This window comes from Cohnella rhizosphaerae, assembly GCF_029525575.1.
Classification (GTDB): Bacteria; Bacillota; Bacilli; order Paenibacillales; family Paenibacillaceae; genus Cohnella; species Cohnella rhizosphaerae.
This window is the reverse complement of the sequence record NZ_JAPDIA010000003.1, coordinates 2,100,648-2,115,112: the sequence shown is the minus strand read 5'-3', so window position 1 is coordinate 2,115,112 and position 14,465 is coordinate 2,100,648. Positions and strand designations below refer to the sequence as shown.

Annotated in this window: 9 protein-coding genes; all 9 read right to left on the bottom strand. The window is 54.8% G+C overall.

The window, feature by feature from the left end; translation table 11 throughout:
* Nucleotides 1-17: 17 nt before the first annotated feature.
* The 9 genes from OMP40_RS15060 to OMP40_RS15020 all read right to left on the bottom strand — a co-directional run bounded on the left by OMP40_RS15060 (nt 18) and on the right by OMP40_RS15020 (nt 14,432).
* Nucleotides 18-812: a TatD family hydrolase gene (locus OMP40_RS15060; protein WP_277532402.1), complete on the bottom strand. Its 795-nt coding sequence runs from the start codon at nt 810-812 to the stop codon at nt 18-20.
* A gap of 265 nt (nt 813-1,077) precedes the next feature.
* Entirely contained in the window at nt 1,078-2,010 is a 933-nt protein-coding gene (locus OMP40_RS15055) for an S-layer homology domain-containing protein (RefSeq protein ID WP_277532401.1), read from the bottom strand.
* A gap of 98 nt (nt 2,011-2,108) precedes the next feature.
* Complete coding sequence (locus OMP40_RS15050; RefSeq protein ID WP_277532399.1) at nt 2,109-2,867, bottom strand: discoidin domain-containing protein; 759 nt, start codon at nt 2,865-2,867, stop codon at nt 2,109-2,111.
* The gene (locus OMP40_RS15045; protein ID WP_277532397.1) at nt 2,812-5,064 is read right to left on the bottom strand and encodes an apiosidase-like domain-containing protein; all 2,253 of its coding nucleotides are present in this window, start codon (nt 5,062-5,064) and stop codon (nt 2,812-2,814) included. Before OMP40_RS15045 ends, OMP40_RS15050 begins: the two co-directional genes overlap by 56 nt.
* Nucleotides 5,036-5,782, bottom strand: coding sequence for a discoidin domain-containing protein (locus OMP40_RS15040; protein WP_277532395.1), 747 nt, complete (start codon nt 5,780-5,782; stop codon nt 5,036-5,038). Before OMP40_RS15040 ends, OMP40_RS15045 begins: the two co-directional genes overlap by 29 nt.
* 15 nt (nt 5,783-5,797) lie before the next feature.
* Entirely contained in the window at nt 5,798-8,695 is a 2,898-nt protein-coding gene (locus OMP40_RS15035) for a hypothetical protein (protein ID WP_277532393.1), read from the bottom strand.
* 302 nt (nt 8,696-8,997) lie between these two features.
* Nucleotides 8,998-10,512 carry an ABC transporter permease gene (locus OMP40_RS15030; protein ID WP_277532392.1) on the bottom strand — a complete coding sequence of 505 codons (1,515 nt, stop codon included), beginning with the start codon at nt 10,510-10,512 and terminating at the stop codon, nt 8,998-9,000.
* A 298-nt stretch (nt 10,513-10,810) separates the two neighbouring features.
* Nucleotides 10,811-12,196 (bottom strand): ABC transporter substrate-binding protein, encoded by a 1,386-nt coding sequence (locus OMP40_RS15025; RefSeq protein ID WP_277532390.1) that lies wholly within the window; start codon nt 12,194-12,196, stop codon nt 10,811-10,813.
* Between the two features lie 145 nt (nt 12,197-12,341).
* Complete coding sequence (locus tag OMP40_RS15020) at nt 12,342-14,432, bottom strand: apiosidase-like domain-containing protein (protein WP_277532388.1); 2,091 nt, start codon at nt 14,430-14,432, stop codon at nt 12,342-12,344.
* Nucleotides 14,433-14,465: the final 33 nt, after the last annotated feature.

Here is a 14,465-nt window from a genome sequence, read left to right as displayed (position 1 = left end):
GAAGCCCGGCGCTTCTTCTATGTTAGGCGAAAAAATTCTCTAGCGGTCTCCGTCGTCGCCCTCGCCACTTCTTCGGCCGGCTTGCCGATGCAACGAGCCACGGCTTGCAAGATGTGCGACAGAAAAGCGGGCTCGTTCCTTCCCTCCGCCGGTTTATCCTTCAGGTCCCGCGGCGTCAAGAACGGCGCATCCGTCTCCACCATCAGGCGGTCCAGCGGAATATTCCGCACGAGCTCCCGCAGCGGTTTGCCCCTTCGCTCGTCGCAGATCCAGCCCGTAATCCCGATGTAGAAGCCCAGGTCCAGATAGGCCTTCAGTTCCGCATAGGTTCCCGTGAAGCAATGAACGACCGCTTTTGGCGCGCCATGCTCCTTCAGAATGGATATGAAGTCCTCATGCGCCTCCCGATCATGCAGAAAAAGCGGCATATCGAGTTCGATCGCAAGCTTGATCTGCTCGCCGAACCACCGGCGCTGCACGTCCCGCGGCGAGAAATCCCGGTTGTAGTCGAGCCCGCACTCCCCGATCGCGACGACTTGCGGCAGGGCGGCCAACTCCCTGAGCTTCCGAATCGTGTCCGGGCTGCAGCTCTTGGCATCGTGAGGATGCACCCCCGCCGTCGCATAGAGCTTGCCCGGATATTGCCCGGCGTAGCGTGCCGCTTCTTGGCTGCTTCTTAGACTGGTTCCTGTAATGACCAGCGGCGTGACGCCGCTCGCAATCGCCTTCTCGACGACCGCCTCCCGGTCTTGATTAAACGAACGGTGCATCAGGTTGACGCCAATATCTACGATTGAACTGACATTGCTCATCTTTTTCTATTCTCCTCTTCCGCGTATGACTGATAGACTGATATGCCTATTTTAGAAAATATTGGTCCGTAAGTACAGCGTGCAAGAGACTCCACAATATTCGTTGCCAAATCCATTGTTTTCTTCCCAAATCCATCGGATTCGAAGTCCATGTTGGCTCTTTGAGAGCACAAAGAAACCGTTCCTCTCGTAGATGGTTGCTTGTCGCTTCCATTTACCAAAGAACGGTTTTTTGCCGTTTGCTAAAAGTTCGAGGCGCTCATCATTATTCGTTCAAGAGCCTCATGATAGCCACCGCCGCTTGCGCCCTCGTGACGATCCCCGTCGCGTCGAAGCGATTGCCGCTCACGCCTTGCAACAATCCTTTATCCACAGCGATCGCCGCATAACGTACTGCCCATTTCGGAATCTGGTCTACGTCGTTAAAGGAAAGAGAAGACGCCTCTACATCTGACGGCACCTGCAATCCGGATGCCCGGACAAGCAGTGCCGACAGCTCAGCCCTGTTAATCGTCGCCAGCGGGCGGAAGGTACCGTCGGCAAAGCCGGTGATCAGACCGTTCTGCGCAGCTTGTGCGACATACGGTTGCGCCCAGCTGGCGATACTGCCGGCATCGGCAAACGTAACAGCCGAAGCGCCGTCTGTCGGAAGCTTTAACGCGCGAGCTAGCATGGCAATGAATTCTGCGCGGCTCACTTCCCTATCAGGCTTAAACGTCCCGTCTTTATAGCCGGTTATGATCCCAAGCCCGGCAGCCTTGCGGATGCTGTCCGCCGCCCAGTGGCCGACCGGCACATCGGACAAGGTAACTTTAACGCCCGAATCGTCAGGCTTTGTATCCGGATCTTTATCCGGGTCCGGCACTTTACCCGGATCCGTCCCTTGATTCGTTCCCGTGCCGGATCCTGGCTGCTGCGGATTTACGATCGAAGCGACAGAGAACCGAATCTCGTAGACAGACTTCGTGATCCCGTCTTCCGCCGTCACTTGAATAACGGCCTTACCCGTCGTAGACTCCGCCTGCGTAACCGTGACCTCTGCATTCTGATGCATGGACGCTGCAGTGACAGCCGGTACAGCCGTTGTTCCGGCAGGAAGCTGGAGATCATAGCTCGTTTTACCCGAATCAAACCCTGCAAGCGAACTGCCGTCAACGGCAATCCCCTTCAGTCTTGCATCATGAGATTCACTATCCATGTACACTTCGATCGCGCTGACCCGGGCGATTCCCAGCGAATCCCCCCTTATAGCAGATAACTCGAATCTTCTCCGTTAAAACCTCCGGAATCAGGGCCTTAACCGCTTCCGATCCATTGCCCTTGACTGAATAAAGCGGCAAGCCACTGGCCTCCGTCCCAATATTGGACATCAAAGTCCTTCATTTGGAACCCGCTGGTCGAATAGATCTCGACATGATTGAAAGCCGTCGGCTGCTTGAATTGAACCTCAAGCCATTGCGGGTTGTCATACGAGGTCTTTTCGTCCAGGCCTGACGTCCACCCTGTCCAATTTCCATGTTGGCTCGTAATGGCCTTGATCGGACGATAGTCGTTAACATAATCCGTAGTGGATGCCGTGACGGTCGCCCCCTCGAAAAGCGGATTGACGATGACGTCGTTAAATGCGATCGTGTAATCGTAGGCTCCGCTGACGCCCGAGCCGTCAAGCGCTGTAGCCACTACCTTCACTGCGCCTTCCTGGAAAAGTTGAAGAACGCCCATATCGCTGATTTTTGCCTTGTCGGTAGGTGTAACGCCATCCGGCTCGTATACGGCCCATTCGACCAACTGATTGAGCGAATCGTCAGGATCGAAGTAAGCCAGCAGTTGACGGTTGCCCCCGTCCTTGATCGTAATATGCCGAGCCAAGGCAGGAGGCTCGCTCTTGTCTTGCCGGGCAAGAATAACTGTCTTGGAGGCGGCCATTCCGCTGCCGTCCTTGGCAACTGCTGTGACGCGAACGATACCGTTGTCCATCGCCGTCAGCATACCGGACGCATCAATCGAAGCCAGATCGGTAACCGAGCCGTCCGGATTGACCACGCTCCAGTTCACGTCGTTCGTCCTGTCGCTGCCGGCAAGATTCGCCGTCATCTGAAGTTTGCCATGCTGCGTAAAAATCGTTGTCGCATTGTTCTCGCTGGATACCGTGAGCTTGGGTGCAACGGCGGATTGGGCCGAGGCGACCAGCAATATCCAATCTTGCTTGTCCGGCTTCTCGGGAACGATCCACTCCCCCGTTAATCGGTACCACTTGATCGGAAATGAGCGTATATTCGCCCGTCCTCGTGTTGTACCATTGCGCTTTATAGGTTGTATTCCCCATCCTTTTCAGCTTCCCTGTCTTCTTGGAGCTGTCGGCGAAATAGGCGACATACGTATGGTTGCCGATCGTACTTAGGAACGATTGGGCATCGGCCGCGAAGTCCGCATAGCTGGTGTCGCTGAACACGGGTGTCAGCTTCCACCATTCCATATCCGAATAGAAGCGTTTAAAGTAAGTCATCTGGCTGCCCGCCGTTGCTTGCAGCCCATCGAACCAGCGGTAATAAGGGCCATAGTGGAACCAGTCGTCCGGCGAATGCTGAATCGCCCATACCCCTTGGGCGCCGTAGCCGAAGCCGAACGAGCCGTTCTGGAATGCGATGTACGGCGCTGTGCGCGCCTTATCGGACGTCACCCCGTTATGCTCGTAAGCCGATTCATAAGTGATGATCGGTTTAATGATCGGAAACGCCATATAGGACGCAAACAGTTCCTTGGTAAAGGTCAAAATTTGTGCCGCAAACCAAGAATGATACGGCTTATCTCCCCATGTCGTCTCGAACGTCGGCACCACCGCCATGTGGGCGGTTAGCGGCTGCTTGTAGCTGTCGCTGTCGTGTATGCCCTGGGCTACGAAGTGCCAGTACTTATCGTCGCTATTGAATACGGGAGGATCTACTTCCTGCGCCGTCGTCCATAATACCGGGTAAGCGCCGTACCTGGCCTGCCAGTACCTGCCCAAACGCTGGAGCAAATCGGGATCGGTCACATTCAGCACGCTATGGAAGGTCAACGCCGCGTTCGCATGTACAAGCCCCGCATCCGCGACATATTGAAATTTCCGGTCGATATCCGCAAGCTTGGCCAAGCTGTCCGATTGTATGCCCCGCGCCACATTCAGACCGATCCCGTTGGCGTACAGCGGCTCCGATTGATAGACGGTATAGCCTTGGCTGACGCGATGGTCGACCGCATATTTGAATTGAGAATCGATGCCGTCGACATTGGACGATTCAAATTCCTCGTCCGGCATGAGCCAGTGCGTGTCTCCCAAATAGAAAAAGGGCGTCTGGTCATGGTACATAAAATAACGCTTGTTTTCGCCGGTTGTTAGAAAGCCCCGCTTATAGATTTCCAGCGTTCCCTCGTAAGGCACCGCCGTAAACGCGACCGGCGCCGTCCGATTCAAGCCTTCGTCCCCGATATCGTTCGATACCGTCGTTACTTTCCATTTTCCCGGTGCAGTAGGGGCAAATCTGACTTTCCACGTATTCCCTCCGTCCCAGAAAGCCGGCCGGGTTAATACCTCGCCGTTCGGTCCCGTAAAGGTAGCGGTTACGTCCACATCCAGGAAAGGATCTCCATAAGACTTCCCGCTTTCGAACGCCATCTCGATTTCTCGCCACACTTCCGCCTCAGGCAAAATGACCACGTCGGTTGAACCGGTTATTCCCGAACCGTCCGCAGCCGTCGCTTCTACGGTTACGATACCCGGCGACTTGGCAGTCAGCAGACCGGTCGCAGGATCGATAACCGCTGCGCCTGGCGAACCGTTTTTAGCATATACGCTCCACGTAACCGATGACTCCGTAGCCGTAGAGGGTTGAACTTCGGCATTCATTTTCATGGACAGCCCGTTGACGACCTCAAGCTTCGCCGGTCCTCTTACCAAGATGCTCTCCGCCGCAATCGGCTGAGAAGAATAGACTTGCCATTCATATACGTTCGCCCAATCGCGAGCCGTCAAACGAACATATCTGCCTTCCGTCCCTTCGGGAAGCAGCGCCCCCAGCTCGTTCGGCTGACGCTCTCCGTCCGTAGCGGTTTTATCCTTCATATAGTCGTACTCGGCCCCGTTGCCGCTCAAGACGGCCGTCCAATGCACGGCATCGTCCGACACATAGAGCTTATTCGTCCCGTGCCACATCCGGTTGAAGAGCACCTTTACATAATCGAGCTTAAGCTTGCGGCCCAGATCCACGTACATATCGACCAGACCGTAGCCCCCCCGCCATCGTTGCAGGATTGCCGTCCGTCAGGTTAACCGGATCGCCATCGTTAAATTTCATGCCGTTATAGCCGGTAACCTGAGCCCCTGTGGAGACGATTCTTAATCCGGAAGGCGCTTCGCTGTAATCGGTATTCGGAGCAGCAACCTCCTGTGAGGAATACACCCGCAGCTCATAAAAATTCGCCCAATCCTTGGTCGATATGCGGACATATCTCCCCTCGGTTCCTTCGGGCAACAGCGCCCCGAACTCGTTCGGCTGGGTTTCTCCGTTGGTAGCGGCCGTATCCTTGATATACTCGTACTGACTGCCTGAACCGGCAATAACCTGCTGCCAGCTCTGAGCATCATCCGAGACATAAACCGTATTGACGCCGTCCCACATCCGACTGAACGAAATATTCACATAAGTTAAAGGCAATTTACGTCCCAGGTCCACATAGAAGTCGACAAGTCCATAGCCCCCGGTCAGCGTATCCGCCTTGCCGTCCGTCAAGTTAGCCGGATCGCCTTCGTGGAATACCATGCCGTTAAGCACGTTAACAGAAGCTCCATTTGAAACTAGATGGGATTCTGTCGGCGCTTCGCTGTATGCCTTGCTTTCTTCGGCTTGCGTAACGCCGACAGGGAAAACCTGTACAATCAGACACAGCAGAATAAATGTTGCAATCCGTCTTACTATCGGTTTCTTCACCACGATTCGATTCACTCCTCAGTATGCCTTCTGGGTTTGCAACAAAAGCCGCGGGCTCTGCATGAGCCCTGAAGGGACCAGCATGTAATGCTCCTTGAAGAAATCTCCCTCCGTTAACCAATGGTCCGGGCCATATGAAGAACTGTAGATCGGCTCCATATGCAGCGGACCGAACGTATTCCTCCGGGTCAGAACGACATCCAGCCATAGCGGCGCTTTGGAGAAAACGATTTCAGAAACATCGGTTACATTAGGCTTCCAGGGGATTGTGGACATCGCCGCGTTTGGGCTTCCCACTCTTAGGCATGCACCTTCGTAAGCGGGTATCTCCAATGAAATCGAGGATCCTCCGATCGATTCATAATGCGCCATGACCTGTTCGATGAACGAATCGTATGGCAGCTCATAGCTGACTGTCCCGCCGTAGAACGGCAGTCCCTGGTCCGCCAGATTGCCGATTGCGAGCCGATCCGGCAGATCGCGGATTGTTTTTCTCGTCCCCTGCACCTCTACGCCGAAGCGGCCGAGCAGATAGACCGCCTCCAAGTCCGTTGCCGCGTCGAAGTCAACCGTTATCTCGATCCGGTTCTCTCCATCCCGAAGATATGCCGCCGGAATCGGGATCGTTCGGAATACCGGGTCGACCCACCATTCCGTGTTGTCCTGCAACGTGAGCGTTTCACCATTGACGGCAATGTTTTTCTGTTCCGGTCTCTCTACGGCAAGCCAGCAATCAACAGCAGCTGCCCCTTGTCGATAAAAGTCATAAGCCAGCGTTAATTGGTGTCCGAGATGATGCGTCGGCGATTTATGTTTAATGACATGCCAAGGCTGCACCATATCACCCGAGCGGAAGGGGAAACCGAGTTCTTGGCGGACTTTGCGGTCCAGCTTCAAAATCTCGCACGCCTCTTCCCATTCGTTTTCGCCCAGCCTGTAAGAAGCGCGATCCAGTACGCATACATTCGGCTCATCAAGCGTGAACGAATAAGGGCCTTTGAGTTCATATATCGCCGCAGTCTGCACGCTGCTCCGATGTGGCAGTTCTTCATCCTGTTGTTTGGCAAGTACGAATATCCGCTCGCCTGCCGGGGGGAAATCGGCGATAAGTTGTGTCGAGTCCCCAATCTGCTTGGAAGGCACCGCAAACCGTTCTCCGGTCATACAGTTCCATTCTTCCACGCATCCGATATACGGAATATGCACTTTCACGTTCGAATAATCGATTTCTCGATTGATGTTGAGTAAAATGACATACGTATTTTCGTTGTCTTTACGAACCTGCGCGAAGATGTCGGCCATCGGCCTTCCTTGCTCGTCGCATACAGACACCTGCCTACCCTGCAGATGAATCCCGATCTGTGATACCGCTTCTTCAAGCAGCGGCAGTTGCACCGACTGCTCGGCAAGCTCCCGGCATTCGCTCGAGGGCTCGGCATTCACGTATGCAGGCGCTTCTCCTGCGAAGATAACCGTACCTCCGGCATTCCGGAATTCCTCCAGCAGCCGCAATGTCGTAGAACGGATCGTCGTCATGCCCGCAATCAGAACCGTTCTGTAGACTGCTTTACCGACTCTGAACACCGCATGGCCATCTTCATCCCGTGCGACCGCGGACAGCCGCTGCATGATCTCCTCGTCTCCGTAATCGAAGTCGACCCGCGAGCCCGCGAGCCAATGGAATACATCGGCGAATTGCGTTTCCAGCAGCCGGATTTCCGGCGTATTGGCTTCCAGGGAGTCGGCCCACCCGGCACGGACCTGACACCATACGCTCTCGATCGGATGAATGACCAGAAGCTCGCATTGCGGTTCCCCATGGCTCATTACCGTTCCTAGCCTGGCGAAATAGGTTTCCACCGTCCGATAGTCTTTCCACCATGCCGACTGGAACGAGATGCTGGCGGGAAAATCCCGCTTCGACTCGCCCTCCATCGTGTACCAGGACAAGTGGTGACAACGCAAGTTAATCCCGAACAGCGTCTGCCAATTCCCGACCGCTTTGTGACCTTCGAGCGGCATCTGCCAGCCGGTGCAGCCGTACAATTCGGACAGCAGCCACTTCCGCCCGATTTGTCTGGCTACCGACGACAACTGCTTGGCTACCCAATAGCATCGGTTCCCTTCGTTCAGGATATCGATGCCCGGATATGCCATATGCTCGTAGTAACGCATGACAGATCCGATCATGGCCGTCTGCGCGCTAAGAGAATCCTCGTGCAGAACATGCCCGGTTAGCACCAAGCCGTTCGAACGGCACCACTCGTCCAGCGGCTTTGCGTAGCCGTCGATAAACAGCTCCTGCAGCAGGTCCACCACATGCCATTTCACTTGCGAGATCCTTCGACCTTCCGGCAACAAGAACACCTCGGGCAGCCGATCCAACAAATCGTAACCGAATTTGACAGAGAAGCGTTCAAACAGCTCATACGTCCAAGGAAGCAAAAACTCAGGGGACGCGTTGGTAATGCTGAAGGAGGTCATAAGCGGTCCGCGATGGGGTTCGTCCGTGAATATGCCTGCGATTGCCTTCCCGAACAGGTCTCCCACGCGGCTCTTGTACTGTTCGTGCGTGATCTTTATAAATGCTTCCGTGGCTTCGCGGTTCATCGTATCCACATAGGTCTGTCCATTATAAAAACTGTCGGCTTCCATCTCGACGATCTCGAAGGCAATCACGCTTGATTCTGTCACAGGTACTAACAAGTCCTCTTCCCTTAATCTTCGACCGTCATAATAAGCGTTGTCTTCCAGCCTGCATGCGAAGGCGGCGATCCATGAATCCTGCCAGCGAGCTTGATCTGAAGGAACAATCTGCATCTTCACAAACTTCCGGCGGAATCGCGGCTCCTCTGTGACCATCCCTCCGGCGGTGCCGCTCGGCCATCGGTCTTCATCGTACAGCCAGGCCTCCATCCCCCCGTTTCTGCGCTTCTTCCGCGCAAGCCTTCGTCAGCTCGAACCATTCGTCTCCCAAGTATTCCGTGATCAAGCCGGTCCGCGAGTGCATAAAAAAAGCCGCCGAACCCCATTTGCTCGAAGACGTCGATTTGCCTGAGCATCTCTTCGCGATCAAGCTCCCCGTTCCAGGACCAGAAGGGCTTGCCCCGATATTCATTGCCGGGATTTTTAAACTTTGAAAATAGTTCCTTCATTTAGCTGCTATTGCTCCTCTCAAACCCGTCTCAAGTTTGTCTCGCTGGTGCAGCCCTGTTTGCTTATCCTTTGACCGAGCCCATAACGAGCCCTTTAAGCATATGTTTCTGCGTCAATATGAAAAAAAGGAGCAGAGGCAGCATCGCCAGGACGCTGATTGCGAATACGGGGCCGAAATTGGTGGACTGCTTGTTGAAAATAAACTGCACGATCATCGGCATCAGCGTCATTTTCTCCGGCGAATTCAGGAAAATAAGCGGCGTCAGGAAGTCATTCCAGATTCCATAGGCGTTCGTTAGAATAAAAGTACCGGTAGCCGGCAGCAGCAAGGGAAAAATAATGACCCAGAACGTCCGAATGGATCCGCAGCCATCTATATTTGCCGACTCTTCCAACTCGCGCGGAATCGACTTTGTAAACGCAGAGTAGAGAAAGGAAGCAAACGGAATGAACCCTGCCGTGTATAAGAAGACGAGCAAGAGTCGCGTATTGATCAGATGAAGAGAAGTCGCCAGTTTAAACAAGGGAATGAGCGAGCCTACGGTCGGAATGATCATGCCAGACATAAACAAGTAGAAAAAAATCTGGAAGCCCCGTTCCTTTCGGCGCGACAGCGCATATCCGGCCATGGAGGCGACGAAAATGGTCAGCGACAAGCCGCCGATCGTGATGAGCAGCGTGTTCCACAAGCTGCGGAAAAATTCCACGCCCAGCGCCTGCTTGTAATACTCCAAATACAGCTGATCAGGCAATTTAAGCGGCTTGTAGAAGATGCCGGGCTCCTTAAACGTCATGGCGAACAAGTACAGCACCGGCAGCAAAAATAGCAATGCCGCTACGATCAGCACAATCTCCATGCCGAGAGAAGCCCGCTTGGCATCGTTCATCAGAGCTCGACCTCCTTTCGGCGCGTGAAGGTCAATTGTACGATGGATACCATGACGATAAAGATGGCCAGCACGATGCCGCCCGCGGTAGCATAACCGTAATTGTTTTCCTTGAACGCCGCATTGTACACCGCCAAAAAAGAGCGTATACGATGAGGTGCCCGGACCGCCGTTGGTCAGAATATAAGGCAAATCGAACAGCTTAAGCGCGCCGACCACCGTAAGGAAGAGCACGATAGATACAGCCGGCATAAGCATAGGCAGGGTAATGTAACGGAATAGCGACAAGCCCCTTGCACCTTCGATTTCCGCGGCTTCGTACATGTCCTTGGGAATCGCCTGCAGGCCGGCCAGGTAGATAATGGCGCAATAGCCGATCGCCTGCCATTGCGTCAGCAAGATGATGGCCGGGAAGGAAGTCTTCACATTGCCAAGCCAATCTTCCGTAATGGCTCCGAATCCGAATTGGCTCAACACCGCATTGATAAATCCATCGAATTGCAGCATCTGCCCCCATACGACGGACGCCACGACCAGACTGATGATGACCGGCAAATAAAAAGCCGTTCGAATGAAGGAGCGCGTACGAAATTGCCGATTGAGCGAGATCGCGACGAGCAGCGCCAGCGAGTTCTGCACGAGAAGGCCGAATATCGCCATCTTCAACGAATTTTTAAGCCCTTCCGTCATATGCGGATCTTTCCAGACATGCGCGTAATTATCCCAACCGATGAATTTCGGTGCCCCGATTCCGCTCCAGTCGGTGAACGAATAATAAATGCTTTGGATAAAAGGAACATAGAAAAACAAAAGAAAAATGGCGGCTGCGGGAACTAAAAAAAAAGGCTCGCCGCCACGACCTGCTTTCGCTTCAAATTCATCGCCGCAATTCCCTCTCTCAAGTATTAATGCGTTCAACCGCAGCAACTGCGGTTGAACGGTAGCGGCTTAAGACGATAAAGCCTATATTGCCTTTGTTCAGGCAGAATCAGCTTTGCGGCAGCACGACTGTCGCTTTATCCTTTTCCATGGCGTTCTGCGCCGCCTGCAGATCAGAAGGATTGAACTTGACGCCCGAGACGACCTTGGTCAGAACGTCGATCATGGCATTGCTTGCGCTGGCCGGCATAAATGCGCTCAGTTTGTAAGGGAGCGTAAGACCGCTGTCCAAATACTGCTTAACCGTATCGTTAACCGGATCCGTGCTTTTCACTTCCACGCCCTCAAGCGTAGGCAGGCTGCCTTCTCCTTCCTGCCACGGGCCCATAATTTCAGGGCTCAGAATCAGGTTGACAAGGTCTTTGGATTCTTGGACCAGCTTGGTCTTGGCGTTGATGCCCAGCCCGCTGCCGGAGTTCACGACAAGGCTTTGATGGCCCTGATCGTCCATGAACGGGAAGAAGCCGATCTGGAACGAATCATAACCGCCCTTGGCGATATTTTCTTTATTCGAGGCAGGCATCCACGGGCCTTGAACGATCATCGCCGCTTCGCCGGAAGCGAATAGCTGCGCCGATTGCGGCCAGTCTATGCTAAGCGCGTTTTCGTTAAAGTAGCCCTTGCTTTTCATCGTCTCGATGTTCTGATAGACCTTTTGAATGGTGGCGTCGTCGAACTTGATGGTCCCGTCGTACAGCTTTTTGCCAAAGTCCGGATCGTTCGGGAACGTATACGACTGCAGCCAGCACATGAGAAACATATCCGCGGTCCACAAGTCCTTGAAGCCGAGCGCGATCGGCGTTTTGCCGGCCGCCTTGATTTTTTCGCAAGCGTCAAGAAATTCCTGCACCGTCTTGGGCGGCTGAATGCCCAATTCGTCGAACAGCTTCTGGTTGTACCATATGCCTCCGGCCAGGTAGCCCCAGCCCGACGCTCCGTATATCTTGCCTTCATAGTTCAAGGTAGGATCCTTCTTCGACGATTCGGACATTTTGGAAACCCAAGGCTCGTTCGAGAGGTCCAGCAAATTGCCGGCTTTTGCGTAGTCGAGCGTCTGGTAGAACGTCACGTCCGGCGCCGTATCGGAGGCGAATTGCGCTTTCAGCTTGTCGAAGTAAGTCGCCCCAAGCGTAACGTCCCATTGAATCTTGGCGTTCGGATACAGCTTCTTGTAACCATCCTCGATCGCCTTTTTAAATGCTACTTGGTATGCCCGGTCATCCAGGAACCAGGCGCCGGCACGAATCGTAAACTTCTTGTCGTTGGAAACGCCTTCGCTTTGCTGCGCTCCGGAAGCCGTTGCGCTGCTGCTCGCGCTAGCAGGCGTCTCGGAGCCTCCCGGGCTGCCGCCCGCATTTTTGGAATTGCTGCAGCCCGCGAACACGGTGCCCGCCAGCAGCGTGAGCGCGCACAGGATCATCGCCCTCTTTTTCATACACATACCTTCTCTCTAATAATGATGGCTTACACTCCAAAGTATAGTGGCCTTGCCGCAACGCTTGGATGCTTGCATTCGTGTTTATCATCGCTCCATTTTACTTCTGTTCTTTGTCGTCTCGGTTGTCCCCCTGCCAGAGGCGTCAAAGATGATAGAGCTCGAATTCGTAAAGGATCGGTGCGCTCTCGTTGCCGGACGTAAAGTATATCCGCGCTTTGCTCCCCGTCACGGCGGGAAAGGTCAGCGCTCTCGGAATGAATGTCGCCCCGATCGTCGTTCCCGTATACGCGGTCTGCCAGGTCGAACCGTTCCAGTATTCGATTCGGTATCCCTGCGTCCGGTTGTTGTATTCGGTCAACACGACTTGGTTAAACGTCGTATTCGCGCCGAAATCGACGGCCAGCCATTGCCCGCTCCAGCAGCCGTTGCACGCTTGCCAATCGGTGATATAGTTCTGGTCGAACGCCTTTGGCGCCATCTGACTCGCATCCCACGAAGACGAACTGGAATACGTCTTGCCCAGCGCCAGATTGGTCGGCGCCGCGGCGGTCGTCTTCTGCACGAGCAGCACCCAATCGGAGGCATCCGGCTTGCCCGGTATCGACCAGAGCCCGCCCGAGGCATGCACCGCGCCGGAGATCGTCGTATACGCGCCGGTGCGGGGATTGAACCATCGCGCCGTATACAGGCGGCTGTTGTCCATCTGCTTGAGCGTCCCCGACGCCGTCGTGCCGTTAAAGAAAAACACCACGTAGACGCTGTTCCCGTCCGACGAGAGAAGAGAACGCGATCCGTCGCTGAAAGAACCCCAAGCGTTGTCATCGAACCGCGGCGTGAGCTTCCACCATTCGAGGCTCGTATAGAACGCTTTGAAATAAGAGAGCCGATCCCCGGTCGCCAGGTTGGCGCCGTCGTACCACCAGTAATATTTGGCCGGCATCTCATAGCCAGTGCCATAATCGTCCGGCTCTCCCGTCTTGGCATAAATGTCGTTCCACACGCCGGCCGCCCCGTAGCCATAGCCGTAAATGCCGTATTGAAACGCCTTGTAGGCCGCGCCTAACGCCCCATTGGAGTCGGTCCAGAATTGATCGTAAGCGCTCTCATAAAGAACCGAAGGCTTGGCGACGGGATTGTACCAGAAGTTCTTGGCGTTGCTCATCCCGGTCATGTCGCCCTGCCATTGCACGGCCCAGCCGTCGTGATAGGCTTTGCTCGCCCACCACGAGGTCGAGGCGACCGTGTAGCTCGTATCTTCCATGTGCGGCAGCAGCGGATGGTTGTACGCGTCGTTGTCGGAGATGCTTTGGCCGACCGCGTACCATTTCTGGATCGTCGTCGCATTATAAGTGCCGTATTGATTTTTGTCTATTTCCTGCGCGATCGTCCAGATGACGGGATAGGCCCCGTAGCGGGCAACCCAGTAACGCGCGATTTTGGCCATATACGCATTCGTGTAGACGCCGTAGCTTGCAGGATCGTTCGCCCAGCTCACCTGCGCATTCGCATGGACGAGCCCCTGATCCGCGATGTACTTGAACTTCCGGTCGAGGTTCGCGAAGCCTGCAAGATCGGCGTTCGTAAAGCCGTCGCTCAGGTTGGCGACCGCTTCCTCGTCGGCTCCTGCGTGCGTCCCGCCGCCATGCGGCTGCCAGATCGGCTCAGACTGGTAGACGGTGAAGCCTTGGGCGACCCTTTTGTCCACCGTGTACTTGAACTGCGAAGCGACGCCTGTCGCGTTCGACGTGGAGAACCGCTCATGAGGCAGGATCCAGTGCGTATCGCCGAGGTAAAAGAACGGCGTACCGTCGGCGTAGGCGAGGTAACGGCCATTCGTGCTCGCTTTTAAGAAGCCGTGCTTGTAGATATCCTTGCTGCCCGTATAGCTCACGGCATCTACGGTCTTCGTCACGTTGTGCAGGCCCGTATTCGCCGTATCCGTGGCGGCCGTCGTCATCGTCCAGCTGCCGGTCTTCGTTGGCGCGAAGCGGATCTTCCATACGCTGCCCCCGTCCCAGAACGCCGGACGCGTGATGACTGTGCCGCCCGGCCCCGTAAAGGTTGCCGTCACGTCCACGCCGTTGAACGGATCCGCGTAAGCAACGGAGCTGTTCAGCGTAATTTCGACCGCCTGCCACTGCTGAACCGAATAATCGGCGGCATACGCCGTCCGGGTGCCGGAGAATCCCCCCCCAGCACCGCCAATCCCAACATAGAGCCGAACAATACGCAAAAGAAAACGATTTTTCGCATCTGAATCTCTCCC